This window comes from Streptomyces sp. HUAS TT7 (assembly GCF_051550175.1).
Classification (GTDB): Bacteria; Actinomycetota; Actinomycetes; order Streptomycetales; family Streptomycetaceae; genus Streptomyces.
Genome location: NZ_CP196175.1, coordinates 8714378 through 8740597 on the forward strand (window position 1 = coordinate 8714378; position 26220 = coordinate 8740597).

Below are 26220 nucleotides of genomic sequence, written 5' to 3' on the forward strand. Positions count from 1 at the left end.
CTTGACCCGTCCCTGCCTTTGCCTCGATCGGAGAGACATGCCTGCCCTGCAACTGCGCCCGCTCGTCGCTGCCGTCGCGCTCGTCCCCTGCCTCGCCTTCCCCGCGGAGGCAGCCACGCCGGCATCGGCCAACCCGCCCTCGTCCGCCGCGAGTTGCGCGCTCCCGGGAAAGACCGGCTGGACGGACGAGGGACACGACACCGACCGCGTCCAGTTCCAACGTGCCACCGGCACCCATCGCGTACTGACCCTCTTCGTGGACTTCCCGGACGCCCCGGCCACCGGTTCCACGGATGCCTACGCCGCCCAACTCGCGCCCGCCGCCGACTGGATGGACAAGGCCAGTTACGGCCGCTCCCGGCTCGACATCAGGTCCCTGCACCGCTGGGTCCGCATGCCGGCCGACTCCACCTCGTACGGATTCCAGCGCGGCCTCACCTTCGAGGCCCACGAGAAGTACGTACGGGACGCGATCACCGCCGCCGACCCGTACGCGGACTTCTCCCGCTACGACATGGTCTATGTCGTCCCCGCCAAGTCCGCCGCCGCGATCTCCTTCTCGCCGACGTACCTCTACGACCCGACCACGCCCGGCGTCACCGCCGACGGCACCCGGCTCAAGTGGGCCGTCACCTTCGGCCAGGACATGTGGCACTGGGGCCACAAGGTCGCCGACCACGAGACCGCCCACACCTTCGGCCTCCCGGACCTGTATGCGTTCACCGGCCCCACCCACCAGTACGCCGGCGGCTGGGACGTCATGGGCAACATCGCCGGACCCGCCCCGCAGTACTTCGGCTGGCAGTCCTGGAAACTCGGCTGGACCCGCGACGACCAGGTCGCCTGTCTGCCCGCACCCGGGCACCGCACGGTCCACCTGACCCCGGTCGAACGACCCGGCGGCACCAAGATCGCCGTATTGCGCACCAGCGAGACGACGGCGTACGTCGCCGAGTCACGCCGCGCCGAAGGCAACGACCGCTCCGCCTGTTCCACCGGCGTCCTCATCTACAAAGTCGACTCCGCCGCCCGGACCGGCGAAGGCCCCCTCCGCGTCCTGAACGCGAATCCCGCCGCCACCCCGCCCACCGGTTGCACCCCACTCGACCTGGCCGCCTTCGCCCCCGGCCAGACCTTCACCGACCCCACCACCGGCGCCCGCATCGATGTCCTCACGGACGGCAGGAACGGGGACACGGTACGCATCAGCAAGGCGTGACCGCCTGCCGGGGTTGTCCGGTGCGGGCACCAGCGGGTGGTGAGCAGGAGCGAGTGGAGGCCGACCGCCCGTCCGAGCCCATGATCGACATCTCAAACACGACTTGGTTGTCCGCCATGGAAGCCCCGCCGATGAGTTTCAGGCGGTTGTACGGTCTACCCGTCGATGAAGGGAGCACACACCATGCGCAAGATCATCGTTTGCACGTTCCTGACGCTCGACGGCGTCATGCAGGCGCCGGGCGGTCCGGACGAGGACGCTGGGAGCGGCTTCAAGCACGGCGGCTGGCAGAAACCGGTGGCCGACGATGAGGTCGGCACGGCCATCGCCGGTTGGTACGAGCAGTCCGACGCGATGCTGCTCGGCCGCAAGACGTACGAGATCTTCGCGTCGTACTGGCCAACCGCTGATCCCGGCAACCCGTTCACCGATCGGATGAACAGCATGCACAAATACGTGGCGTCTCGGACCCTGACGTCCGTCGAGTGGCAGAACTCCACGCTGCTGGAGGGCGACGTCGTCGATGCCGTACGCGAACTGAAGGCGTCCGACGGCGGCAACATCAACGTCGTCGGCAGCGGCGACCTCGCCCAGACCCTCATGCGGCACGGCCTCGTCGACGAGTACCGGCTGACCATCCACCCGGTGATCATCGGCACCGGCAAGCGGCTGTTCGCCGACGGCGCGATCCCCACTGCCCTGGAGCCGGTCAGCGTCTTGACGACGAAGGGCGGCACCGTCGTCGGCGTCTACCGGCCGAACGGTAAGCCGAGCTACGACAGTTACTAAGCGATCTTGGTGATGTGTCGTGTGGCTTGGGCTCGGCCGGGATCTGTTACTTCTGACGTCCCCGCTGTCCAGCGCCCGCTGGCTGCTCAAACGGATGAGGTCGCGGCGAGGCGCCATGAATGACCTGTCACACGCCGCGGCCCTGTCTGTAACCACCCCTGGCCCGGCCCCGACCTCCCCATCGCGATCCCGGATGGCCGGGACAACATCTGAAACCTACCCGCCCGATGACGAGAATCAGGCGAGCACCGCAGGTCAGACAGAGCCTGGTCATGACGCACATTGAGCGAGACGGGACATGTTTCCTGGCCCCGCGGCGTCCGTAACACCACGGGCAACTCCTGATCTCTCGCTTCGAGGTTGCCGAACGGATCACTACGCCCGGGCCCGGCTGGCGGGGGAGCGTTGCGATGGCGGCGTCGGCACGGTTGGCTTCTCCGGCCACGCTGCCATCGCCGCGTCGGCCACACGGTTGAGTGTTTCGCGTCCCGTGCCGTCCCAGGCCTGTTGGTTCATCCCCTGGATGACCGCCGCGTAGAAGGCGGCCAGTCCGTCGGCGTCCGTGTCCGAGGGGAGTTGCCCCGCGTCGATGTCGGCGCGGATGCGGGCGGCGATGGCTGCCTTGGATTCCTCGCGCATGCTGCGCAGTTTGGCTTTCACTTCCTGCGAGCCGGGGGCGCAGTTGGTCGCCCCGGTGATGATGAGGCAGCCCGGCGGGTGGCTCGGGTCGGTGTAGTCGGCGGCGAGGTGTCGCAGCATCGCGGCGATCGCCGTGCGGGCGTCGGGGCCCTTCAGCGGGCCCGCCGCATAGGTCCGTACGTACAGCTGGACGGCCTCGTCGAACAGCTGCCGCTTGTCGCCGAAGGCGGCGTACAGACTCGGCGGGTTGATGCCCATCGCCTTGGTGAGCGAGGCGATCGACGTCGTGTCGTAACCGTGCGTCCAGAACTCTTCCAGTGCGGTGGCCAGGGCTCTGTCGCGGTCGAAGGCGCGCCGGGCGCGTCCGGGCGAGGGCTTCACAGGCTTCGTCTTCTCGCTGCTCACGGGAGAAGACTACCGCCTCCTGTAGCGATCGCTATAGATCGTCTGCTACCGTCCGGGCGTCAACATCTTTAGTGATCGCTAAAGGTGGGATTGTTCGGCTCGCTGCCGATGTCACGAGGGGATCCACCATGACCACCGCGCCCGCACCCGCCGCCTTCGCCCGAACCACCCGTGGCTCGGGCCCCGGTCTCCTGCTCGCCCATGGCGCAGGCGGCGGCATCGAGGCCAACTACGGGCCGATCATGGAGGGGCTGGCCACGGCTCACACCGTCGTCGGAGTCGACTTCCCCGGGGCCGGCGAAACCCCGAAGTCCCCGGCCCCGCTGGACGTGGACGATCTGGTGGACCAGTTGGTCGCAGCGGCCGACGCAGAAGGGCTCGACACCTTCGCCGTCAGCGGGTACTCGCTCGGCGGACCCGTAGCGATCCGCCTCGCCGCACGTCATCCGGAGCGGGTCGACTCCCTCGTGCTGAGCGCGACGTTCGCCCACGCCGACACGCGTACGGAGCTCGCCGCCTCCATCTGGCAGCAGCTGTACGAGTCCGGTGAGCACACGCTGCTCGCCCAGTACCTCAACCTGATGGCCTTCAGCGAAGGCGTCCTGAACTCCCTCACCCCGCCCCAGGTTCAGGCCGCCGTCGCGCAGATCGTTCCCGCCATCCCGTCCGGTACGGGCGACCACGTCGATCTGGTTCGCCGCGTTGACGTGCGTGCGGATCTTGCCGGGATAGCGGTACCGACGCTCGTGGTCGTCACCACTGCCGACCCGCTCATCTCCCCGGCTCTCCAGCGGGAGCTCGCCGCCGCCATCCCCACCGCCGAGGTCGCGGAAGTCCCCACGGGACACCTGCCGTTCGCCGAACGCCCGCAGGAGTGGCTGAAGCTCATCAGCGACTTCCTCGCACGGAGCTGAGCGCCGATGCCGGGCACGCCCTCGCTCCGTCGCCCCGGACTACAGGCGGGCCGGTGGTCTCGTCCCGGTAGCGTCGGTGCGAGGCTTTGCGCGGCAGCTCCAAGGAGCCGGTTGGCTGCCACTCGGGCAGAGCCATTGGCTTACGGACCCGGTCAGTCCTCTTCGGTGTCCAGCGGAAGGGCGAGTGTGGCCTGAGCTCCGCCGTCAGGGGCGTTGGCGAAGGTGAGCTCGGTGTGGATGAGCTGGGCGTGGCCTTGGGCGATGGTGAGACCGAGGCCGCTGCCTTTGCCTCGCCCGGGGGCGCCGGTGCGGAAGGGGCGCGGGCCCTGGGCGAGGAGGTCGGCGGGGTAGCCGGGGCCGTGGTCGCGGATGGTCACGGTGCCCTGGTGGAGGGTGACGGTGACGGGGGGCTCGCCGTGGCGGTGGGCGTTGGCCAGGAGGTTGGCGACGATCCGTTCCAGGCGGCGGGGTTCGGTCAGTACGGCGGTGTCGTCCACGACCTGGAGCTCGGCGGGGAGTGCGGTGGAGGCGATCGCGCGCTGGAGTACTTCGGTGAGGTGGTGGGGTTCGAGGGTGGCGGTGTCCACGTCGGCGTCGAGGCGGGAGACCTCGAGCAGGTCCTCGATGAGGTCACACAGTGCCTCGGCCCGGCCTCGTACGAGATCGGCCTCGTGGGAGTCGGGCAGGATCTCGGTGGCCGCGAGCAGTCCGGCGGCGGGGGTGCGCAGTTCGTGGGTGACGTCGGCGGCGAACCGTTGCTCGGCGCGGAGCCGGTCCTGGAGGGCGGCGGCCATCTGGTCGACGGACGCGGCGAGTTCGGTGATTTCGCGGGAGCCGTGTACGTGTCCGATGCGGGCGTCGAGGCGGCCGTCGGCGATGGTGCGGGCGGTGGCCGAGACCCTGCGCACGCGGGCGCTGAGCGGTTTGGCGAGGAGCAGGCCGGCCAGCGAGATGGCGGCGGCGCTGCCGACGGCCAGCACCATGATGGTGCGGTCGAAGCGCTGGTCGGCCTTGCGTTCCAGGCGGTAGTCGCCGCGTACGGACACGGTGTGCGTGCCGATGCCGGCGGCCGCCCACAGGGCCGGGCCGCCGGGGCCGTCGACGAGCTGGGTGGCGATGCGGCCGCCGGAGACGCGCCGGGCGAGGTCGGGTGGCAGCCCCGGGGCGTCGAGTGCTACGTCGTCGCCGGAGATGGCGGAGGTCTGCGCGTAGGTGTTGAGTGCCTGGTCCAGGCGGCTGAGGACGATGCTGCGGTTGAGGTCGAGGCGTTGGGCGGCCGAGGCGGCGCTGGTGAGCAGACCGAGTGCGGCGGCCAGCAGGCAGGCCACGGTCGCGATCAGCGCGGCGAGCCGCAGTTGCAGGCTGCCGCCGGGCCTGTTGCGGCGGTTCTCGGGGATGGGGCTATGGGGCATGCCGGGGTCAGCCGACGATCTTGTAGCCGAAGCCGCGGACCGTCACGATCCGCTCGGGCCCGACCTTGGCGCGCAGCCGCTGGATGTGAACGTCCACCACCCTGGTGTCCCCGCCCCAGGCGTAGTCCCAGACCTCCCGCAGCAGCGTCTCCCGGCTGAGCACGATGCCCGGGACCGAGGTCAGTTCGAGCAGCAGGCGCAGCTCCGTCGGGGTGATCGGCAGCAGACTCCCGCCGACGCGCACCTCCATCGACTCGGCGTCCAGCTCCAGGTCGCCGACGCGTCGGACGTCGCGCGGGGGTGAGGCTTCCGGCGCCGGTTCCGGGGTGGTCTGCGCCGGGTGCGCGGCGGCCCGGCGCATCAGGGCGCGCAGCCGGGCGGCGAGCACATTGGCCCTGAACGGCTTGGTGACGTAGTCGTCGGCACCGGCTTCGAGTCCGGCGATGACATCGATGTCGTCTCCGCGGGCCGAGATCATCAGGAGGGGTACGGTGCTCTGCTCGCGGATCGAGCGGGTCAGGCTCACCCCGTCCAGCTCCGGCAGCATCACATCGGTGACCACCGCGTCCGGCGGATCGGCCCTGAAGCGGGCCAGGGCCGAGACGCCGTCGGCGACAGCGATGACCTCGAAGCCGAGGCGGGTGAGGGAGACCGTGGTGGCCTCGCGGATCACGTCGTCGTCCTCGACGACCAGCACGCGCGGGGCGGATTCCGGGGCGGGGGATGTGCTCATGGTGTCTTCGGCGCTGCTTTCGAGGGGGCAGTGGTGGACATGGGAGCGACCACGCTGGAGTGCAGTTCCAGCTGGTGCAATTGGCTGTTCCAGCGGTAGCGGTCGGTGGTGAGCTGGCTGGTGCTGCCGGGCCAGCCCCAGGGGTCGGCGATGCGGCGGATGACGAGGTCCCGCTCCTGGAGGTCCACCTGGGTACCCTTTCCCAGAGAATCGGCGTGGACCTGGAAGACGCGGCCGCCGTCCGCCCAGTAGACGTACAGCTGCGTGTCGAGCGGCAGCCCGGTGTCGGTGTCCGCCGTGTGCCGGGGGTCGGGATCGATGAGCACGAGGAGCTCGGGCCGGCCGTCTCCGGTGAGGTCCCGCAGCTCCGGGCGGCGCAGTCCGCAACCCGATCCGGGCAGGCAGTCGGCCGCGGCTCGCTGGAGGTCCGGGGTCACGTTCGGGTCCTTCGCGATGATCTCCTGGGCGCTCAGACTGCGCAGGTCACCACCCGGCGGCAAGGACACACCCGGCAGCGGCTCGGGCTGGTCCGGGGGAGAGGCGAGGGGGGAGGGGGAGCCGGACGGCTCCGCGGCCACGCTCCACAAGGGCACCGGCAGCGGCGGCGCGCTCACCGTCGCTCCCGCATCCACGACTGCGGCGGTGTCACCGCAGCCGGACAGGACGACGGTGGCGAGAGCCGCCCCGGCGGCAGCCCACAGGGAGGCACGGCGGCGGTGCCTGCGGGTCTCGGCGGCAGGGTTTCGCAACGCTTCCTCTTCTCGTACGGCCGGGCCGGGGTCCTGGCCATGATCGCACCGGCGGCGGGGCAGGGCCTTTGGGGTCAGTTGGCCGGGTGGACGTTCTCCGGCGCCGTTGTCGGTGTGGCGCAGTTGGACGGTCACACCTTCGTCCCCCGGCTCGGCGCTCGGGTCGCTCTTGCGTCACAGTCGTTCGGCCGTTGCTCATCACTCGTGTAACAACGAGGCCGGGCACGGGTTGCGTGGCCGCGAGGGCGTCACGGTTCGTTCCGGAGTGCCCCGGGGGTCCGGCCCGAGCCTGGTAGTGGGCCCGGATCCGGCCGCTGCGACCAGGCCCTGGCGCGGGTGCTCATCGCCGCCGAGCAGCACCCGTCCCCACCCAGCTGACCAGCACCTATACGCCCTCACCGCTTGACATCGGCCTCACTCCGCACGAACCGCGCTCAGGGGGTGTGCGGGCCTGTCGGCCGGCTCGCGTCCCGGTTCCGGCAGGAAGTGGACCAGGACACTGCTGAGCAGATGGAGGGCCGCGTAGATCCAGATGACGCCCTGGACTCCGCAGGGGCCGATGAACAGCGTGCCGATCAGGGGGCCGAGGGCCACACTCGCGCCGGCCCCCAGGCTGTAGGCCGACATGACCTGGCCCTTGCGTTCGGGAGCCTGGGCGGTCATCAGCGGGGGCAGGGGCACGTAGCCGGCGAGACCCGCGCCGTAGGCACCCGCGGCGAGGGCGGCGACCAGGAAGTCGGCGCCCGCCGCGAGCGGCAGATAGTAGAGGGCGAGGCAGCTGGCGGTGCACAGGACGCCGCCGCACCACATGATCGTTTTCTTCAGGCTCCAGCGGTCGCCGAGGGTGCCGAAGATCAGCACGAACACCAGGTTGGTGCCCATCATGACGGTCAACAGCCGAAGCCACTGGGAGAGTTCGAAGCCCAGGGTGTCGGTGAAGAACAGGGGCAGGAACACCCAGAGGCCGAACTGTGACGTGGTGTTGATCAGGCGGATCACGGCACCGACGCCGACGGTGGGCTTCGCGAGGAGGATGGTGACGCTGCCGGTGAGGGTCTTGCGCAGGGAGCGCTGCCCCTCGGGCAGCAGCCCGTGGAATCCGGTGCGTTCGCGCAGGAGCACCAGGGCGATGGCGCTTCCCGTGAGGACCAGGACCAAGGAGATCCACAGGGTCTCGTAGGCGCCGACCGCGGGCACGAGCACGGAGGCGAGCAGCGAGCCGAGTGTCGGCAGACCCAGGGTGAAGCAGAACCAGTACCAGCCGAGTGCGGCACCGATCCGGCGCCGGGGCGCGGCCGCCATGATCCAGACCATGAAGCCGTAGGCGAAGAGCGGATAGCCGAGGCCTCGTATGCCGTACGACACCATGATCAGCGCATAGCTGCCGAGCGGGAGGGCCACAGCGAGCAGCAGCACATGGAAGACCGCCCAGAATCCGGCGCCGATCGCCATCACCCGACGCGGCCCCCAGGAGTCGGCGAGGGCTCCCGCGAGAAACGCGCCGATGGCCGCCGCCACTCCGTACACCGTGAAGACGGCGCCGACCGCGCCCTTGGAGTAGCCCTCGTCGACGAGGTACGGCGACAGGTAGCCGGCTTCGATGCCGTCCCCGATCATGAACAGGATCAGCCCGGCATACCCCCAGGCCAGGCTGCGGGGCAGACCGACCCGGTCGAGCAAGGAGCGCGCTGCGGGCGCGTCCGCGGCCGGTTCCGGGGGCGGATCGACGGGGGGTGTCGCCGTGGGGACGTCATGGGGCCGGGCCTGGGACATGAGGAAGCCGCCTTTGCGCGGGGAGCGGATTTCGACGACGTGCGGACGCCGTGGTCGGACACACGGGCCCGGTTGTCGCCGCCCTGATGCAAGCTCTCATCACAGATTATGTCAATGGGGTTGCCAAAATATCTCAGAAAGTGTGTGATGAATGGGTGCTCGCCGCAGTGAGTGCGCGAGTTCGTTCCCGCCCCTGCCAGTAGGGGCACACCGAGCGGAAGTGACGGGGGAGTGGCATGGCTGTGAGCCGCGGTACCGAGGCCGAGGTCGAGCAACGTCGGCAGCTGCTGCTTCGCCGGGTCATCGAGCAGGGCGGGATGCGGATCGACGCGCTCGCCGACGAGCTCGGTGTCAGTGCCATGACCGTGCACCGTGACGTGGCCAACCTGCACGGCCGCCAGCTCCTGGCCAAGCGGCGCGGCATGGCCGTCGCGCTGCCGAACCTGACCATGGAGACCGCGACCCGGTTCCGCGAGCCCCGGCAGGCCCGGATCAAGGAGGCGTTCGCCGACGCGCTCGTGCGGGAAGTGCGGCCGGGTCAGACCGTCCTGATGGACTGCGGCAGCACGCTGTTCCCGCTGGCGCACAGGCTCGCCCGGATCGAGGGGCTCACCGTGGTCACCAACTCGCTGCGCATCGCCGGGATCGTCGGCCAGGACGCGGCCGACGGCACCGAGGTGATCCTGCTCGGCGGCAGCTACCGCGCCGACTTCGAGTCCTGCGCCGGCGCCGAGACCCTGCGCGGCCTGTCCCGGATCCGGGCGGACGTGATGTTCTCCTCGGCCACCTCGGTGCAGAACGGACGGCTCTACCACCCCGTGCGCGAGTGGGCCGACTTCAAGGAGGCCCTGCAGGGCGCCGCCGACCGGCGCGTACTGCCGGTCGATCACACGAAGTTCGGCCGCACCGCCACGCACGGCTACGGCGACATACGCGGTTACGACCTGGTCCTCACCGACGCAGCCGCCCCCGAGGACGAGGTGCGGGCCATCGAGGAGCTCGGCGTGCCCGTGTCGGTCGTCGATGCCGAGGGCGCGTCCGTGACGAGCGACGATCCGTCCGTACGTTCCGAAGCCGAAGCCGAAGCCGAAGCCGAAGCCGAAGCCTCCGCCGATCGGTGACCGCGGCCCCGTCGGCCGGTCCACCCAAACACCCGCCAGTCCCGCCCAGAAAGGCAGCCACACGACATGCGCGCACTCGTCGTAGAGACCCCCGGAACGTTCTCCGTGCAGCAGGTACCGGACCCGGTACCCGGACCGGGTGAGGTGGTGATCGCTGTCGCCGCGGTCGGGATATGCGGTACCGACATCCACATCGTGGACGGCGAGTTCGCGCCGACGCCGTACCCGATCATCCCCGGGCACGAGTTCACCGGCGTGGTTGTGGCCCTCGGTGCGGAGGTGAACGGGGTGCGCGAGGGCGACCGGGTCGCCGTCGACCCGTCACTGTTCTGCGGGGCCTGCCACTTCTGCGCCATCGGCCGGGGCAACCTGTGCGAGCGCTGGGGTGCGATCGGCGACACCGTCGACGGGGCGATGGCCGAGTTCGTGAAGGTGCCCGCAGCCAACTGCCATCGATTGCCCGAAAGCGTGGACCTCGCCCAGGGCACGCTCATCGAGCCGCTCTCGTGCGCCGTGCACGGCTTCGACGTGCTTCCGCGCGACCTCGGCGCGCACTACCTGATCTACGGCGCGGGCACGATGGGCCTGATGATGCTGCAGCTCGCCACCCGTGCGGGGGCAGCCTCCGTCTCGGTGGTCGACCTCAATCACGATCGCCTCGAAGTCGCCGGGCGACTGGGCGCCGACGCGGTGGCGGACCGCGCCGACGCGTTTGAACGGCCGCAGGGCTGGGAGGTCGTGATCGACTGCACCGGCGTCGTGCCGGCCATCGAGGACGCGTTGAGCCGGGTGCGGCGCGGCGGCACCTTCCAGCAGTTCGGCGTCGCCCCTTCCGAGGCCACGGCGCGCTTCTCGCCGTTCCGTGTCTACAACGACGAGATCACCATCGTCGGGTCCATGGCCGTGGTGCACAGCTTCGGGCGCGCCGTCGAGCTCATGGGCAAGGGCGCCGTGGACGCGGACACCATGATCACGCACAGCTTCGGGCTCGATGAATTCCCGGACGCCCTCAAGGCGTTCCGTGAGGGCGCGGGCCGCAAGATCCAGATCCGTCCGGCGGCCTGATCCCGCTCGGCCATCCGCTCCCACCCGGCCATCCACAAGCCACCGCCGCACACGCCAAGGAGAAGGGGCGCCATGCCGACCGTCGCCGGAATCGACTCCTCCACCCAGTCCTGCAAGATCGTCGTTTGCGACGCGGACACGGGAGCCGTCCTTGGCCGAGGGCGCGCCACGCACCCCGAAGGCACCGAAGTCGACCCAGAGGCGTGGTGGCAAGCCCTGCGGCAGGCGGGCCAGGGCCTGTTGGACGAGGTGGACGCAGTCGCCGTTGCGGGTCAGCAGCACGGGCTCGTCACCCTCGACGCCGCGGGCCGACCCGTACGCGACGCCCTGCTGTGGAACGACACCAGCTCCGCCGGCGCCGCCGCCGACCTGGTGTCCGAACTCGGCGGCGCCCAGGCATGGGCCGACGCGGTCGGCACCGTGCCGGTGGCCGCCGTCACCGTCGCCAAGCTGCGCAGAATCGCCGACACCGAACCGGAGACGGCCGACCGCACGCACACGGTGCTCCTCCCGCACGACTGGCTCACCTGGCGGTTGCTGGGAGGAGCCGAGTCGGGCGCGGAGCCGGTCACCGACCGCGGCGACGCCTCCGGCACGGGCTACTGGTCACCGGCCGAAGGCCGCTACCGCACCGACCTGGTGGAACTCGCCCTTCGCGGTCGTACGCCCCGACTGCCGCGGGTACTCGGCCCGGCAGAGGCAGCCGGGCGCACCCCGAGCGGCACGCTGGTGGCGGCGGGCACCGGCGACAACATGGGCGCCGCCCTCGGCCTCGGGCTCACACCGGGCGACGCGGTGATCTCGCTCGGTACCAGCGGCACCGTGTTCGCCCGCGCCCCGCACCCCACCGCCGACCCGAGCGGCGCGGTCGCCGGATTCGCCGACGCCACCGGCCAGTTCCTGCCCCTGGTGTGCACCTTGAACGCGGCCCGTGTGCTCAGCTCGACGGCCCGGATGCTCGGCACCGACCTGGAGGAGATCGACCGTCTCGCCCGAGCGGCCGAGCCCGGCGCGGGCGGCCTCGTCCTGCTGCCGTACCTCGGCGGGGAGCGTACCCCGAACCTGCCTGACGCGTCCGGGAGTCTGCTCGGCATGCGCAAGGCCAACATGTATCCGCACAACATCGCGCGGGCCGCCGTCGAGGGAATGCTGTGCGGCATGGCCGACGCCCTGGACGAACTGCGCGGTCAGGGCGTGGCCGTGAACCGTCTGCTGCTGATCGGGGGCGCCGCGAAGGCGCCCGTGGTCGGCGAGGTCGCGGCCGGGCTCTTCGGCATGCCGGTGACCGTGCCGCACCCCGACGAGTACGTCGCCCTCGGTGCCGCACGGCAGGCCGCCTGGGCACTCAACGGCACGCCGGAGCCGCCGAGTTGGCGATCCGCCGAAGGCGTCGAGGTCGCTCCGCCCGTCAAGGGTGACGCAACGGGTCAAAGGGTCCGCGCCGCGTATGCGGCGGCCTGGGAATCGCTGTACGCCTGCTGACAACGTGCAGGGCACGGGCTTCGGGAGTGCGCGTGCGTGACGGCCGGGATGCGCCCGCCCGAAAGCGCGTGACGGTCGGCGTGTGCCCGACCGAACCCGGCGCGAGGTCCTCGCGATGCAGAGGGAATCCCCAGTGTGCTCTGCTTTCACCACGCCATGGATCGAGCCCTGGCCTGGACCACCTTCCCCCAGTGCGCGGACGATCCCGTTCATCCCGCCGAGCGACTGCTCCTCCTTCCACCACAGCCAGACCTCTCTGTACTCGCGGCACCCGGAGCGGGTCCAGGCCGGACGGTGAGGTGCCGTGCTGCTACTGCACGGGCAGGTCCGCGTGTGGCGACGGGCTTCAGTTCGGGAGCCGGTGGGGCTGATCGGTTTTCGGGAGGCGGCTGAGCGGGTTCTGTTACATATCTGGTGAATCACCGAGATGTCGCGTTCCTACCTTTCTCGTGTCGCAGGCGGCCTGGCCGGTCTGCGGCTACGAATCCGGAACGCTGCAAAGGATCTGCTGATGACTGCCTCCCGCCGCCGTACCCTCATCCGTGCCTCCGCCATAGCCGCCGTGGCCGGCTCCGCGCTGCTGATGCCCGTGGCCGCGGCATTCGCCGACGGTCCGGCACCGGTCACGGGTGCACCCGGTTCGGGTGCACCCTCCTACCCGGCGGACAAGCCCGGCTCGGATGCGCCTTCCTACCCGGGGGACCTGAAGGTCACCAAGAAGAGCGTGGAGAAGGGCCATGCCGTCTACACCCTGAGCACCGGCCACACGGTGGAGATGACCACGGACAGGAACGAGCTCTCCGCTCATGTCCTTGGGGACGGAAAGCACGGCAAGGGCGAAGGGAACCTCGGCACCAGGGGCGACAAGACCTACACCACCCCCGACGGCGTGAAGTTCGAGTTCCACGCCGCGGCCACCCCGACCGCCGCGAAGGTCACGGCCGCCTTCGGCGGCCAGGCCGTCGACCTGAACTTCCCGCCCGCCGGGCAGACCGGCAAGCCGGAGAGCAAGCCGGGCAGGACCGCGGAGGCGCTGAAGGTCACGAAGAAGGACGTCGGCAGGAACAGCATCACGTACACGCTGAGCTCGGGGGACAAGGCCGAGCTGTCCTGGGTCGACGGCAGCCCCAGCGCCAGGCTGACGGGCGGCGGCGCCGAGGGCCATCTGAGCTTCCCCGGCGGGGAGAAGGAACTCGTGTCGAAGACCGGCGTGACGTTCTTCCTGTTCATCCCGGCCACCGGCAAGGAGCAGCCGCGGGTGGAGGCCACGAAGGGCAAGGACAGCGTCCAGCTGGAGTTCCCGGCGCAGTCCGCCTCAGGCAAGGGCGACAAGGACAAGGCCAAGGCCAGCAAGGGCAAGGTCATCCCGAAGGGCGGCGTGAAAGCCGGCGCCGAGGGCGTCCAGCACAACGACGACACGATGCTGCTGGCGGGTGGCGGTGCCGCCGCGGCCGCCGCGGGCCTGGGCTTCACGATGCTGCGCCACCGCAAGACCGCCGCAGACAACTGACCCAGCGTCAGGCACCCCGCGCGCCCGACCCTTTACGTAGGGCACCTCCTCACACCTGGCCTGCTGCGACGGCGCTCCCCACCGCTGGCCTGCTGCGTCAGGGGCCCTCAACCCCGGCGTCGGGGCGGCCGGCCCTCTGCCCGAGAGCCGGCCGCCCCGACGCCGCCCCATGGTTCCGTCCGCCGTGCCCCTTCATGCCTCTTATCTCGCACCTCTTATTAGTCTTTGGAGTCACCGTGAATCTGTCCGCCCTGCCTCGTCTTGGCCAGTTGGCGGCCGCCAGTGTCCTGGGTCTCGTACTCAGCGGTGGTTTGGTGGCCTGCGGCGGTGGCAGCGAGCCCGCCCCCGACGTGACGGTCTCGAACACCGCCTCCGCCCTGGCCGAGAAGTCAGGCGGGGCAATGAAGGCGTCCAAGCCCACCCGCCTCCAGATCCCCTCCGCCGACGTGGACACCGGCCCGGTGCTTCCGCTGAGCGTGGACAGCTCCGGCGAGCTCGGCGTGCCCCCGGTCGACCAGGCGGACAAGGCCGGCTGGCACACAGCGGGCGTCACCCCCGGCGAAAAGGGCCCGGCCGTGCTGGTCGCCCACTACGACACCGCCAAGGGCCCCGCCCTGATGAAGAACATCAAGAAGGTGAAGGTCGGCGACACCATCACGGTAGGCCGCGAGGACGGCACCACCGCCACCTTCAAGATCCGCGAGATCGAGCAGGTCGACAAGAAGAAGTTCCCCACGGACAAGGTCTACGGCGACACCAGCGGCCCCGAACTGCGCATACTCACCTGCGGCGGCCCCCTCGTCGACGGCCACCGCGCCGACAACATCATCCTCTACGCCAACCTCGTCAAGTAGCCATCCGATCTGCTGTAGGAGCCGGAAGTCCTCGGTCAGGCGCCCTTAAGCTCTCCATTTCGGGCGTATCACGCTAGGGCCTCTCGCTGGAAGCTTTGCTTTCCAGTTCTGCTCCCCCCCCCACGATCCCTCCCCGTTACTGCGGTTGCTCGACGTGCGGCCTGGCAGGCGAAGGCGTGCCAGGCCGCACGTCGGGTCGGGGTGACAGGTCCCGACACGGCGCGTACCGGCCCATCGTCGTCCGCTGGAACAGAGACATGCTGCCGACCCTCCTGGTCGACGGGTACGTCGCCGGTGTGTGGCGCCCGACCGAGAAGGGCATCGAGGCGACGGCCTTCCACCCCCTGCCGGCCGGAGTACGGGACGAACTGGGCGCGGAGGCACACGCGTTGACGGAGTTCCTCGTCGACCGTGAACCGGACGTCCACCACCGCTACCGCCACTGGTGGGACAAGTTCGCGGACGAGGGGGCCGAGACCCGGGTACTGGGCACACATCGGCCGGAAGGATCCCAGTCATGGCCCGCGCGTGGCGCACTCTGCTGGCCGCGCCCGTCGCCGCCTCGGTGGCGGTGCCGGTGGCCGGCGCAGCCTGCCCCACCGCCGTGCCGGCTCCCGCCCCGGCAGCGCTCGCCCCCTTCAGTACCGCTGATCTGGATACCCGCTGTGCGGCAAACCGCGACGGCATCCGCGCCGCCGAGAAGACTGCCGCCGACTGCGGCAGCGCCGCTGCGCTGCGCGCCGGCGGCCCCGGACCGGCACTTCATGAGCTTCGACGGCAGGGATGGCGGCCGTACCGCCGAGGTATCGCCGCTGCCCGGGCTCACCGATCTGCCCGCCCTCCTGGAGGAGGCGGAAGCCGTCGGCCTCCACCCCAGCCTCCATATCCACGGCGCACCGGCTCCCGGCCCAGCCGATGACCACCGCACCCGGCAGCAAGCATCCGGATCGGCGGCCCACTCCCACCAATGGGGATGGGCAAGCGAGGCGGCTCGCTCCCGTCTGCGGGGACGACGGAGCTCCGCAGTTGCAAGGGCGGGGCCCGTCGAATGCCTCGACATGAGGGCCGCGCGCGGCCTCCGGCTGGCCGGACGGACATGTCGGCCCTGCCCGAATGGACCAGGTCTTGTCGGAGGTCTGTAACGGCGGTGTCGGGGACGCAACGGGCCGGGGCGGGCGCTCATCTGGCCTGTCAGTGAAGCGCGTTGGGCGAGTTCACGACAGGGGAGGGTCGCCCCCGCGGGGCGATCCGCAGGAAGGAAGTAGTCCATGACCAGGACGAAGAAGACAGCCGTGCGCGCACGCAGCAGCCAACTCGCTGTGCTCGGTGCACTGGGGCTGGCAGCGGTGACGCTGGCGGCGACGCCAGCCTTCGCCAAGGGCAATGTCGACATCTCCGCGCAGCGTACGACCCACGTGGGCGAGACCTACCGTGTCACCGGTCACGGCGACGACGATGCCGCACCGTTCCTCCGCGTCTGCATCGAGGACCGCAACAGTGGTGGAACCTGGCAGCAGATCTCCTGCGGCAGCGTAGTCACCGCAGGCACCGAGGCCCAGAACATCACGCAGATCAAGGCTGCCCACACCGGCATCGTCGAATACCGCGCGGTGGTCTACGGACTGACCACGCCCACCGACCGCCACCCCGTCCGCGAACGCACCTCCGACACCGCAGCCGTCAGCGTCCGCTGAATCCAGCACAGTCGCGGGCGGCAAGTTTCGTTTGCCGGGGCGGCTTGTCCGAGTCGGCCGAGTACACCACGCTGAGCCCTAAGCACGACGTCTACCGGCGAGCCCAGGTCGCGCACCGATGAGTTTCCCGCGCCGCGCCGGTCTATACGCCGGGCACCCACGGACGGAAGGCTGGGCCATGCGGAAACTGATCTACGGCATGAACCTGACCCTGGACGGCTACATCGCCGCGGCCGGCGACGACATCGGCTGGAGCGGACCGCCGAGCGACGAGCTGTTCCGGTGGTGGCTCGACCAGGAGCGGGCGAGTGGCCTGTCGCTGTATGGGCGCAGGCTGTGGGAGACGATGAGCTCCTACTGGCCGACCGGCGACCGGCAGCCGGGCGCCACCCCAGCGGAGATCGAGTTCGCGCGGAACTGGCGGGACACGCCGAAGGTGGTGTTCTCCTCGACGATCGACAAGGTCGACTGGAACACCCGCCTGGTCACCGGCGACGCGATCGCCGAGATCACCCGGCTCAAGGCCGGGGACGGCGGCCCGATGAACATCGGCGGCGCAACGCTCGCCGGGGCGGCCATGCGCGCCGGGTTGATCGACGAGTACGTGATCGCCGCCCATCCGGTCCTGGTGGGCGGCGGCACGCCGTTCTTCACCGCGCTGGACAGCTGGGTGAACCTGAACCTGGTGGAGACGCGGACGTTTCCCGGCGGCGTGGTCCTGACCAGGTACGAGACGAGGCGCTGAGCAGCAGCTGTGCGTTCTCAACGAACCCCGTCGATGTCAGCCGACGGACCTGGGCGGAGCAACTTCGCTGAGACGCCTGCTCGCCGCCCGGAGCCTCATCTCCCTGCCACCGACCTGCCACCGACCTGCAGCGACTGTGGATTCGTTGAGACGGATCGGTGCCGACTCGGTTCGATGAGACGGGACAGCCGCACCCACGCGCCAGTCTCCCGGTGATGTCGTATACGACTACGACATCAGTACGACACGGCCCGTGAGATTACGACGTCAGCCGCGAGACCCTACAACGATCAGCTCGATCACCCCGTCGGGAGCGCCCGAGCCTCGTAATACGGGAGCAGACCGGAGCGGCTTCCGTCGCCCATCGCGACGGCAATCCGCTGCAGCCGAGCCCCCTTCAGGTCACCGGCTACCAGCACCCGCGGGTGCTGCAGCTCCGGCGGGCAGTACCCGTCCGCAGCGACGACCAGCCCGTCCAGCGCAGCCGGTTTGCTGCCCATGTTGCTCAACACCCGGTCAGTGGTGAAGGTGTGACTGCCGCCCGCCGGGTGGTAAGCGGTGATCCGGAACCGGTCTCCCGGGATCGCCGCGACTGCGACCCGTTCCACCAGATCGAGTCGGACCCTCGCCTCGTCGACGACTTCGTCTGTCTTGTACGCGTCGGCCACCGGGTACAGCACATCCAGGTGTGTCGCTGTGTCCGGGTGGGCCCGCAGCCAGGTGCCCAGAGGCCGGTCCGCGCCCAGCACCATGCCATGGCGGTCGGCCAGGTCTTCGGGCCCGGCCCGCCACAGTGGCGGCGCCGTAAGGTCTGCCGGCGCCTCGATCCACGCGACGTCCTCGACGCCCAGCGTTGCCACTCCGGTCGCCACCACCACCGCGCCCGCCGTCAGCACCCGCCCGTCGTTCAGGACCACCTCGGCCCGGTCGTCGTGCCCCGCCACCCGCACGGCCCGCCCCGCGAGCACGGTGACACGCCCCGCCGCCTGATGCCGGGCGAGGTCGGAGGCGAGCGCCTCGGCCAGCGCCGCACCGGTCGTCCATCCGCCCGGCACGTTCTCCAACGCACCGATCGCCGCCACCTTCGAGCCCACCGCCACAGCCTCGACGACGATCGTCGTCATCCGCAGGCTCGACGCCATCACCGCGGCCGCCACCCCGGCCGGGCCCGCACCGGCCACCAGCAGATCCGCATCCCACGAAGCTCCGGTCATGAACGGCTCCTTCAGGAGGTACAGCCCCAAGTGAGCCAGAGCCATGCTGCCCCACCGCCGCCGATCCCAGTACCGAATCGTGCGGCCTGTCACCTGGGATACCCACATCATCCCCTCAGCAAGTCCAGACGTCATTCCCATGCGGTGAGGCTGAACTCCAGGCGCTGGGAATTCCGCACGACACATCAGTGAACCCTTTTCATCCTGAATAGCTGCAGGTCATCAGGGTGTGAACTGCCTTGATGATCCGGCTGATGCGGTTGGTGGAGCAGCGTGCCTGCCTCAGGATGCGCCAGGTTTTCAGCTGGGCGAAGGCGCGTTCGCCGGGTGCGCGGTGTCGTGCGTGGTCGCGGTTGAACTGCTGGTAGTGCTCTGGCTGTTCGCGGTGGTGGTAGTAGGGGGTGCGGACGGTGGCGCCGGCGCCTTGGTAGGCCCGGTCCGCGAGGACGAGGATCTGCCGAGTGAGGCAGGCCTGCACAATCCCGTGGGCGCGAGCCGCGGTCAGGTCGTGCGTCCGGCCGGGCAGCGCACGCGAAAACCAGAGTGGTGTGCCGTCGGGACGGGCGATGACCTGGACGTTCATGCCGTGCTTTCTGTGTTTCATGGAGTAGTAGGGCTCGTCCGCCTTGATGCGGTCGGTGGGGATGAGGGTGCCGTCAACGATGACGAAGTCGCCTTCACCCAGTCCCACCAGGGCTTCGTGCAGGCCCGGTGCCCACGCCGCCAGGACGTCGAGTGTCTCGTCGACGTACCGCCGGGCGGTTGTGGTGGAGACACCGAACCCGGCCGCGAGCTGCGGGAACGTCTCGTTCTGCCGCAGATGGGCCAGGGCCAGGAGGGCCTGCTTGAAACAACCCAGTCTCCGCCAAGGCGAGTTAAGTTCCTGCCGGCGGGCGTGGAGCAGCCAAGAAACATGCTCAACGAGGCCGTGCGGGACATCGAGCGTGGAAGAATACGCAACCAACAGGGCCCCTCGGACGCCGGTGTGATGAGTGAGATCACCATGCCAACGACCAGGGGCCCTGCCTCGTCACCCAACCCCTCTGACCAGCACGTACACCCCATCAGAGCCGGGATGAAAAGGGTTCACTGGGGCGAAGAGCGAAACTGAGGGAAATTCGGGGTCTGGTGGAAATCTCGGGACGGTCACAGCGATAGCTCGGTCGGGGCCTGTCAGAGGCGTCTGAAAAGGTGCACCCTGTGGACACCTTCCAGCAGTTCCTCGACCGCATAACTTTCGGCAGCCTGACATGGTCGCAGCCGGGTTCGTGGATCCGGACCACCGACTGGCGTCCGTCAGGGTTTTACGGCGACCGCGCCGAACTGGGGGACCGCGGCAGCGGAATTGGGCTCGGCGCGCCATTGTGAGCACGACACCAGACCGGGAGCGAGCAGGTCCAAGCCGTCGAAGAAGGTACTGATCTCCGCGCGGCTGCGGGCGGTGATCGGTGGGGTGGCGTTTTCGTTCCAGAACTTCATGGCCTCGACGTTGCCCTCGCCGCCGAGGCCGGTGTCGGTGGTGGGGTGTGTCAGGGCGAGATAGCTGCCGGAGGGAACCGAGGCCATGATGCGGCGCACGATGTCCCGTGCCTGCCCCGTGTCGAGGACGAAGTTGAGGATGCCCAGCATTATGACGGCGACGGGCCGCTCAAGGTCGAGGGTCGCCGAGGCGCCCTCGATGACGTTGTCCGGGTGGTGGACGTCGGCGTCGATGTAGTCGGTGGCTCCCTGGGGAGTACCGGTCAGCAGACTGCGGGCGTGGACGAGCACGATGGGATCGTTGTCGACGTAGACGACCCGGGACTCGGGTGCGATCCGTTGGGCGATCTCATGGGTGTTGTCCAGGGTCGGCAGCCCGGTGCCGATGTCCAGGAACTGCCGCACCGAGCAGTCGGCGGTGAGGAACCGGACCGTACGGCCGAGGAAGGCGCGGTCCGCGCGGGCCACGTCCCGGATCACGGGGAACATCCTGGCGACCTGGTCACCGACCTGCTGGTCGACCTCGTAGTTGTCCTTGCCGCCGATCCAGTAGTTCCATACCCGTGCGTTGTGCGCGACCCCGGTATTCAGCCTGCCCGACACATCTGACGGCTGCTGGCTCTCACTCACGTCTTCCCCTTCTTCTTGCTCACCCACGAGTAGTCCTTGACAGGCAGCCACGCCACGGCGACGGCAGACCGTTACTGTCATGGTGATGCTCATGGATCACGACGTCCCGGGATTCGGCCATCCCAGCCGAACGGTACCGGTAGTTCGGATATTCGACTGCGCGGAATTGCGGAGTTGTGGAATTGCCGTCAGGCCGTTCCCCCGCAGGCGCAGTCGCATCCCCACCCGGCCGGCGGCAGAGCCGCTCGCACAGTCCGCCAGTCTGTCAGCTGATGGGATGGGGCGAGAGCACACTGAACCAGAGCAGCGCGATGGTGGCGACGCCCATGGCCGGGGTGAGTATCTCCGTCTCCAGCTTGTTTCCGCTGCGCTTGATCACCACGATCTCGTAGCGGGTCTTGAGCGGCCACAGCCACGGGGCGCCGCGCTTGGTGATCGAGTCGCCCAGCAGGTGCGCCAGGCATCCCAGGCCGATGGCGTAGGGCAGCCAACCGGGCGCCGACGGGATGAACTTGGCGATGGCGGCCGTGCCGACACCGGCCATGGCAACGATGGTGCCCCAGGCGTGGAAGCCGTGGCCGGGCGGGCAGATGTTGAGGGCGCGCACTGCGAGGGCAAGGAGAAAGAAGGTCATGCTCAGGGTGAACGGCCGGCCCAGGTAGGAGACTCCGGCCCAGCTGCCCAGAGTCATGAAGGCCACGAAGAACAGCGAATGCGTGGCGTGCCGGTGGCCACCGGAGATCCAGGCGACGAACCGGCAGAGGAACTTGGAGACCGGACCCAGGAAGTTGGCGATGGTGCCGTCGTGGTGATCAAGGTCTGGCAGCAGTGCGGCACCGGCGCACAGCACGGTGCCCATCAGGATTTCCTGTGGCGCGAGATGCGTGTGCAGTACCAACGGCGGTAGGTACGGTGCGGTCCCCGCGAAGAGCAGGGCACCGCTGACCGCGTGAGAGTGGCCCATCATGGCGTGTTCGTTCTCCCCCGATCGGGCGCCGCCTCGGCGGCGCGCTGTTGAGTCCAGCAGACGCTCCCAGAGCGACCTGCCCGGACGTGAAGGTTCTGCTGTGCCCGTCGACGGCTGTCAACTCCACCAGGGAGTCGCCAGCATGGGGCGCACGGGCGGGTATTGGCCTAGAGGTTGGTGAGCCTTTCACTCTTGAGGTCTTCGAGGGTGTGGTCCACGCACACCGCGAGGATGATCAACAACGTCGAGTCCTGCTCGCTCAGCACATCAACCGCGTAGGCGTCGCGGATGCTGAACCACCGCCGGGAGACGTGCGCAAGGGTGGTGCCCGCGTGCTGGATGTCGAACTCGCGGTCCCAGAAGTTGCCGACTACTTTCAACCGCCTGCCGTCCCGCAGGCTGACCTTGAACCGGTCCCCGAAGAGCCGGAACCTCCGCTTGCTGATCCGGCCCACTGCCTTGCCGTCGTGCCGGATGAGGATCGTGTGGTGGAGGGACACCGTCTTCTTGACGATGCTGGCCACCTGGTCGCCGTGGGTGTCCACGAAGTGGAAGGTGGTCCGCAGGCGCAGCAGTTTCCTGTTGACCTTGTACAGCTTCTGCCGCTGCTCGGTCTCGATCCAGGCTTCTTCGTGGAAGGCGAGCATGCGATCGCGTACCAAGTAACGCATCAGGTCCCTTCCCTGTCAGTCACGTTCCCAGGCCATGCGAGTCCAGCGGCATGGCCGCCGACCGTGAGCAGGGAACCCCCGTGCCAGGCATGATAGTTGCCGGATTGCGCAAGGGTGAAATCGGCTTGGGGGAGGTCGCCCACGGTAGCTCCGGCAGCAGTCCGAGGGGCGCGGAGGGCGCGGTGGGATCTCGCATTACTTCGGCAACGTCAAGAAGGCCCGGAGCTTGGAAGCTTCGGGTGCGCCGGAGGCGCGGTGGGCGGCAGAGCGAGGACTCGGCCCCCCCAAACGACTCTCGGACCTGCTGATCGACGCGCTTGAGCCGGTCGCCCACCCGCTCCGGCGGGAAAGCGGAACCAACTGCGTTCTCATGACACGGGGGTTGGGTGTGTTGCGTACTGCCGCGTACGGAAGGTGTTGCGCCCATCGCTGTGCGGAAGCCAAGCAGAGCTGTCGCGCCAGGGTCAATCAATGGACTGCGCCTCTCCCGTCTTCTCTTGGCGGACACCTGCGTCAGCCTGACCACACCGGACCGAAACCTCTACCGGTACATGGGTGGAGGCAGGCGGTTGCCCCGTGGCGAAATCCCATCGGTCTGCGCACGGTGTCGACTTAAGCCGGATCACGTGCAATTCTCCTACTACAACGGCATATTCGAAGTCGTCGGAGTTGTAGGTGCGACATGACGGGGTGGCTGCGGACTTCGGTCTGGCGGATGGGTGTGGTGGTGGTGCTGTGCGTGCCGACGGCTGCGGCGTGCAGCAGCACCGGCTCGCCCGGAGCCGACAAACCGACGGCTCCGCATGCGTCGGACGCCTCGGACGCCGGGTCGTCGTCGGGCGGCGCAACCTCGTCGGGTGGCGGCACTTCATCGGTTGGCGGCAACTCGTCAGGCAGCGAAAGCTCATCGAGCGCCAGCACGTCATCCGGAGGCACGACCTCGTCCGGCGGCAGCACCTCGTCCAACGGTTCGACCTCGTCGGGTGGGGGAACCTCGTCGGGTGGCGGCACTTCATCCGGCGGCGGCAACTCGTCCGGTAAGAACGGGTCTGCCTCTGGCGGCAGGAGCAGCGGGGGTGCGGGCGGGCCCACCGCGCCGGGGTCGCCGTTGCACATCCCGGCGTTCGGACGGTTCGGCCTGCCCATCAATGTGGAGGGTCCCGGTACCACCTGGGACGAGCTCAAGCAGGAGTTCGTCAAGGAGTGCGGAGGAAAGCTCTGCGTCAAGCTGGTCCACGTCTACCGATCGGCGGGCCCGGACAGCACCCCGTGCGGTTACGTGGGGATGGACCCGGCCGAAGGCGCCCGATTCTACCGGGGCGACACCATCAAGGTGATCGGTGCGGCACCCTGTGGCACGGGTTCTAGCCCCAAGTCGCCAAGTCCTCCTAAATCCCCATCTGTTGAGCCGGGCACGCAAAGCCCTTCGACCTCGCCGACACACCGCACGCCCACCGCCTCCGCCTCTGCCTCATGAGCGAAGGGGCACCGGCTGCGCCCGCAGCCGCACCTGTACGCAGGCTCGGCGCGCTCTTCGGCGCGGTGGTCGCCCCGACCAGCTTCGTCTCGGCGCTGCTCTACTACTTCGGCTACTGGCACGTGTACTGGTTCTTCGCCTACTTCGGCGTCAACTCCACCGTCCTCGACTTCGGCACGGTCGACTACCTGATGCGCAGTCTCGACGCCCTCTTCATACCGATGGTCGTCGTCGCGGCGGGCGGCCTCGCGGCGTTCTGGGGCCACGACCTGCTGCGTACGAGGATCGCCGCGGGACCGGAGGTGCGGCTGCTGCGGTACGCGCTGCCCACCGTCGCCGCGACCGGCGTCTTGCTGGCGTTCGGCGGCCTGTACAGCATCGCCAACCGGCAGTTCTTCCTCAACCACCACCTAGTGGCAGCCCCCTTGAGCCTCGCATCCGGCGTGATCCTGCTCGCGTACACACTCCATCTGCATCGCACCGTCCCACCGGCGGCGCCGGCCGGAGGCCCCGCGCCGCCGCCGGGGGGCACGGACCCGCCGCCGGAGGGCGAGGACCCAACTCCCCTACCCAGCCCAGCTCCCCGACCGGAATGGGCGGCGCTCGCCGAATGGGCCGTCGTCTTCGTCCTCATCGGACTCGGCCTCATCTGGGCGGCCAACGACTACGCAGCTGCCGTGGGCCGGGGCCGCGCCCAGCAGCTCGTCGACGAACTGCCGTACTCCGACACCACCGCCCTCTACAGTGACCACAGCCTCTCGCTCACCGCGCCCGGAGTGCGCGAAACCCACTGCCGCAACGCCGATTCCGCCTACCACTACCGCTACGACGGCCTCGTCCTCATCCTCCAGTCCGCGAATCAGTACGTGCTGATTCCGCAGAGCTGGACCACCTCCACCGGAGTAGCCCTCGTGCTGCCGCGCAGCGATGCCGTACGCCTGGAGTTCGCGCCGCACGGGCCCGGAGGCAGCACCAGCCGCTCCCCCGTGTGCTAGCGGTGGTCTGTCATACCGGGCATCTTCCGGGTCCACCTTCGTCGTAGAGGTTGGCCAGGGCGTTTCCCTGGAGGAGGAGGGTCAGGCCGCTGAACATCTTCTTCGCGGTCACGCCCTCGGCTTCCAGGCGTTCCATGACGCGTGCTGCCAGTACTTCGTCGTAGGCCATGGCTCCACCGTGGGGTCGGGCTCGCGGTGCCCAGTCCGGGGAGACGGCCGCACGACGAAGCCCCAGGCCGATGACCTGGGGCTCGGGGTGTTGACGGGAACCGGACCCGTGCGCGGTACGGGTGCGGGTCCGGTTCTCAGCTGGGGGTCGTGCCTTTTACCGGTTGAGGATCTGCTGGACCTTGTCGGCCACCTGCTTGGCCTGGATGTCGCGTCCCTTCTCATTGGGGTGTGCGTACCACGGGAGCTTCTGGCCGAGAAGCTCGACTTGGGAGTTTTCCAACAGGCCGCCGATGCCCCGGTTGGCGCCGTCGCAGGCTGTGTTGCTCCCGGTGCGGTCGTAGAGGTCGACGAAGTCGGCGCCGGCGTCCGCAACGGCCTTCTTCATCGTGTCGTCCAGCCGCTTCTGGATCTGGTCCAGGACCGGCAGGGCGTCCTGGGGGATGTCGGCGAACGGCAGCTCCGTCTGACCGGGTGCCGCGGTGAGGCACTTGGCGGTGTCCGCAGGTACGAGTCTGGGGTAGCCGACCAGGACGGGCTTCGCGTCGGGGGAGAAGTACCGGATGCGGTCGAGCATCTCCTCCAGCTCCGCTCCGACCCGCTCGAACTGACCGTCCAGCCACTCCTTCCCGTCGCCGGACCCGAAGAACTCACGGCACTTGGCGGCCGGTGTGTCCTCGTCCACCGGCCCTCCCGGCAGCAAAGCCCCCTCATCGCCGCGGAGCCTGTCGGAACACTGCTTCAGGATGCGGTTGAAGCCCACCGTGTTGCCGCCCATGCTGCCCACGGCCAGCCGGGTGTCGTCCTTGAGCGCCTCCTGCTGCGGCGGGAGCTCGCCGAGACCGAAGGGCAGCTCCTGCTTCTCCCAGAAATGGTGGACGAGTGCGCCTCCACAGGAGACGTCCGCCTGGACGTCGAGCGTGATGCCCTTGTCGGCGAGGTGCCGGGTGGCGACGGCGGGATAGTTCTCCTTCGCCTGGAAGCAGAGGAGCTTTTCGCTGTCTTGGTGGTTGACGGGGGCGATGCCGTAGTTGGCGGTGTAGGAGTCGCCGAAGAAGACGGTCGGTACGGGGTCGGCGGGGGCCGCGCCGGCGCTTGTCGCCGGGCCGACGAGCGCCAGGCAGCTGCCCAGCGCGGCAGCCGCGGCGGCCAGCCGCCGTGTCACCGGAGCCTTCGTCGTCTTGCGCATGGCCGAGGACATGGTTGTGCCCTTTCGTCGAGGCCCACGAAGAGGGGCCAGCGAGCGGAACGCTGCGTATTCACCCATGCGCGGAACGTAATGTTCCAGTAAATGCGAACCAAACCAGGTGTTCCTGGACAACCCCTCACGTGTGTCCATCTCGCCTGTTCAGCAGGGGTGTTGGGGAGGCGTGGCCGGCGAGGCCGGATGCGATCACGCCCCGAAAGAGGAGGAGCCTGCCCGGCTACCGCGCGAGCCCGGCGGCGCGGCCGTGCGCTGAGGGGGCACAGGGGCCTGGTCTACAGTCGGCCCGGCCGCACAGGGGAGCGGCCGTC

24 protein-coding genes and 1 pseudogene are annotated in these 26220 nt (G+C 69.2%); 12 read left to right on the forward strand and 13 right to left on the reverse strand.

Annotated features, from left to right (window positions below; genetic code table 11):
- Positions 1–37: 37 nt before the first annotated feature.
- Positions 38–1219 (forward strand): M6 family metalloprotease domain-containing protein, encoded by a 1182-nt coding sequence (locus tag ACSHXC_RS39640; protein WP_438296177.1) that lies wholly within the window; start codon positions 38–40, stop codon positions 1217–1219.
- Positions 1220–1402: 183 nt separating this feature from the next.
- On the forward strand, positions 1403–2008 hold the full coding sequence (locus ACSHXC_RS39645; protein ID WP_438296178.1) for a dihydrofolate reductase family protein: 606 nt from the start codon (positions 1403–1405) through the stop codon (positions 2006–2008).
- Positions 2009–2383: 375 nt separating this feature from the next.
- On the opposite strand, the gene ACSHXC_RS39650 is transcribed toward ACSHXC_RS39645, so the two are convergent.
- A complete protein-coding gene (locus ACSHXC_RS39650; protein WP_438296179.1) occupies positions 2384–3052 on the reverse strand; it encodes a TetR/AcrR family transcriptional regulator in 669 nt (222 codons plus the stop codon).
- A 128-nt stretch (positions 3053–3180) separates the two neighbouring features.
- On the opposite strand from ACSHXC_RS39650, the gene ACSHXC_RS39655 reads away from it, so the two are divergent.
- The gene (locus ACSHXC_RS39655) at positions 3181–3966 is read left to right on the forward strand and encodes an alpha/beta fold hydrolase (RefSeq protein ID WP_438296180.1); all 786 of its coding nucleotides are present in this window, start codon (positions 3181–3183) and stop codon (positions 3964–3966) included.
- 152 nt (positions 3967–4118) lie between these two features.
- On the opposite strand, the gene ACSHXC_RS39660 is transcribed toward ACSHXC_RS39655, so the two are convergent.
- From ACSHXC_RS39660 to ACSHXC_RS39675, 4 genes are all read right to left on the reverse strand, one after another.
- Positions 4119–5378 (reverse strand): sensor histidine kinase, encoded by a 1260-nt coding sequence (locus tag ACSHXC_RS39660; RefSeq protein ID WP_438296181.1) that lies wholly within the window; start codon positions 5376–5378, stop codon positions 4119–4121.
- A gap of 7 nt (positions 5379–5385) precedes the next feature.
- A complete protein-coding gene (locus ACSHXC_RS39665; RefSeq protein WP_438296182.1) occupies positions 5386–6111 on the reverse strand; it encodes a response regulator in 726 nt (241 codons plus the stop codon).
- The gene (locus ACSHXC_RS39670) at positions 6108–6860 is read right to left on the reverse strand and encodes a hypothetical protein (protein ID WP_438296183.1); all 753 of its coding nucleotides are present in this window, start codon (positions 6858–6860) and stop codon (positions 6108–6110) included. Before ACSHXC_RS39670 ends, ACSHXC_RS39665 begins: the two co-directional genes overlap by 4 nt.
- 414 nt (positions 6861–7274) lie before the next feature.
- Positions 7275–8633, reverse strand: coding sequence for an MFS transporter (locus tag ACSHXC_RS39675; RefSeq protein WP_438296184.1), 1359 nt, complete (start codon positions 8631–8633; stop codon positions 7275–7277).
- A 236-nt stretch (positions 8634–8869) separates the two neighbouring features.
- On the opposite strand from ACSHXC_RS39675, the gene ACSHXC_RS39680 reads away from it, so the two are divergent.
- The 8 genes from ACSHXC_RS39680 (at position 8870) to ACSHXC_RS39715 (ending at position 17104) form a co-directional block, all read left to right on the forward strand.
- Positions 8870–9754 carry a DeoR/GlpR family DNA-binding transcription regulator gene (locus tag ACSHXC_RS39680; protein WP_438296185.1) on the forward strand — a complete coding sequence of 295 codons (885 nt, stop codon included), beginning with the start codon at positions 8870–8872 and terminating at the stop codon, positions 9752–9754.
- A 66-nt stretch (positions 9755–9820) separates the two neighbouring features.
- On the forward strand, positions 9821–10819 hold the full coding sequence (locus ACSHXC_RS39685; protein WP_438296186.1) for a zinc-dependent alcohol dehydrogenase family protein: 999 nt from the start codon (positions 9821–9823) through the stop codon (positions 10817–10819).
- Positions 10820–10891: 72 nt separating this feature from the next.
- Complete coding sequence (xylB, locus tag ACSHXC_RS39690) at positions 10892–12301, forward strand: xylulokinase (RefSeq protein WP_438296187.1); 1410 nt, start codon at positions 10892–10894, stop codon at positions 12299–12301.
- A 511-nt stretch (positions 12302–12812) separates the two neighbouring features.
- On the forward strand, positions 12813–13811 hold the full coding sequence (locus tag ACSHXC_RS39695) for a hypothetical protein (protein WP_438296188.1): 999 nt from the start codon (positions 12813–12815) through the stop codon (positions 13809–13811).
- Between the two features lie 236 nt (positions 13812–14047).
- Positions 14048–14665, forward strand: a complete 618-nt coding sequence (locus tag ACSHXC_RS39700) for a class F sortase (protein ID WP_438296189.1) — start codon at positions 14048–14050, stop codon at positions 14663–14665.
- 176 nt (positions 14666–14841) lie between these two features.
- Positions 14842–15807 (forward strand): DNA glycosylase AlkZ-like family protein, encoded by a 966-nt coding sequence (locus tag ACSHXC_RS39705; RefSeq protein WP_438296190.1) that lies wholly within the window; start codon positions 14842–14844, stop codon positions 15805–15807.
- 126 nt (positions 15808–15933) lie between these two features.
- Positions 15934–16359, forward strand: coding sequence for a hypothetical protein (locus tag ACSHXC_RS39710; protein ID WP_438296191.1), 426 nt, complete (start codon positions 15934–15936; stop codon positions 16357–16359).
- A gap of 178 nt (positions 16360–16537) precedes the next feature.
- The gene (locus ACSHXC_RS39715; RefSeq protein ID WP_438296192.1) at positions 16538–17104 is read left to right on the forward strand and encodes a dihydrofolate reductase family protein; all 567 of its coding nucleotides are present in this window, start codon (positions 16538–16540) and stop codon (positions 17102–17104) included.
- 299 nt (positions 17105–17403) lie between these two features.
- Here ACSHXC_RS39715 and ACSHXC_RS39720 read toward each other — a convergent pair whose 3' ends face one another.
- The 6 genes and pseudogenes from ACSHXC_RS39720 to ACSHXC_RS39745 form a co-directional block, all read right to left on the reverse strand.
- Positions 17404–18318, reverse strand: a complete 915-nt coding sequence (locus tag ACSHXC_RS39720; RefSeq protein ID WP_438296193.1) for an FAD/NAD(P)-binding protein — start codon at positions 18316–18318, stop codon at positions 17404–17406.
- Between the two features lie 199 nt (positions 18319–18517).
- Positions 18518–19323, reverse strand: a pseudogene (locus ACSHXC_RS39725) (transposase family protein).
- A gap of 291 nt (positions 19324–19614) precedes the next feature.
- Positions 19615–20427: an SAM-dependent methyltransferase gene (locus ACSHXC_RS39730; RefSeq protein ID WP_438296194.1), complete on the reverse strand. Its 813-nt coding sequence runs from the start codon at positions 20425–20427 to the stop codon at positions 19615–19617.
- 265 nt (positions 20428–20692) lie between these two features.
- Complete coding sequence (locus ACSHXC_RS39735) at positions 20693–21394, reverse strand: metal-dependent hydrolase (protein WP_386003865.1); 702 nt, start codon at positions 21392–21394, stop codon at positions 20693–20695.
- Positions 21395–21561: 167 nt separating this feature from the next.
- Positions 21562–22065: an LURP-one-related/scramblase family protein gene (locus tag ACSHXC_RS39740; protein ID WP_438296195.1), complete on the reverse strand. Its 504-nt coding sequence runs from the start codon at positions 22063–22065 to the stop codon at positions 21562–21564.
- 612 nt (positions 22066–22677) lie between these two features.
- Entirely contained in the window at positions 22678–23211 is a 534-nt protein-coding gene (locus ACSHXC_RS39745) for a hypothetical protein (protein WP_438296196.1), read from the reverse strand.
- Between the two features lie 327 nt (positions 23212–23538).
- Here ACSHXC_RS39745 and ACSHXC_RS39750 point away from each other — a divergent pair, with 327 nt between their 5' ends.
- A complete protein-coding gene (locus ACSHXC_RS39750) occupies positions 23539–24537 on the forward strand; it encodes a hypothetical protein (protein WP_438296197.1) in 999 nt (332 codons plus the stop codon).
- A gap of 10 nt (positions 24538–24547) precedes the next feature.
- Here the strand turns inward: ACSHXC_RS39750 and ACSHXC_RS39755 are convergent, their stop codons facing one another.
- Positions 24548–24706, reverse strand: a complete 159-nt coding sequence (locus ACSHXC_RS39755) for a hypothetical protein (protein ID WP_438296198.1) — start codon at positions 24704–24706, stop codon at positions 24548–24550.
- Positions 24707–24862: 156 nt separating this feature from the next.
- Complete coding sequence (locus ACSHXC_RS39760) at positions 24863–25894, reverse strand: SGNH/GDSL hydrolase family protein (protein WP_438296199.1); 1032 nt, start codon at positions 25892–25894, stop codon at positions 24863–24865.
- Between the last annotated feature and the right edge of the window lie 326 nt (positions 25895–26220).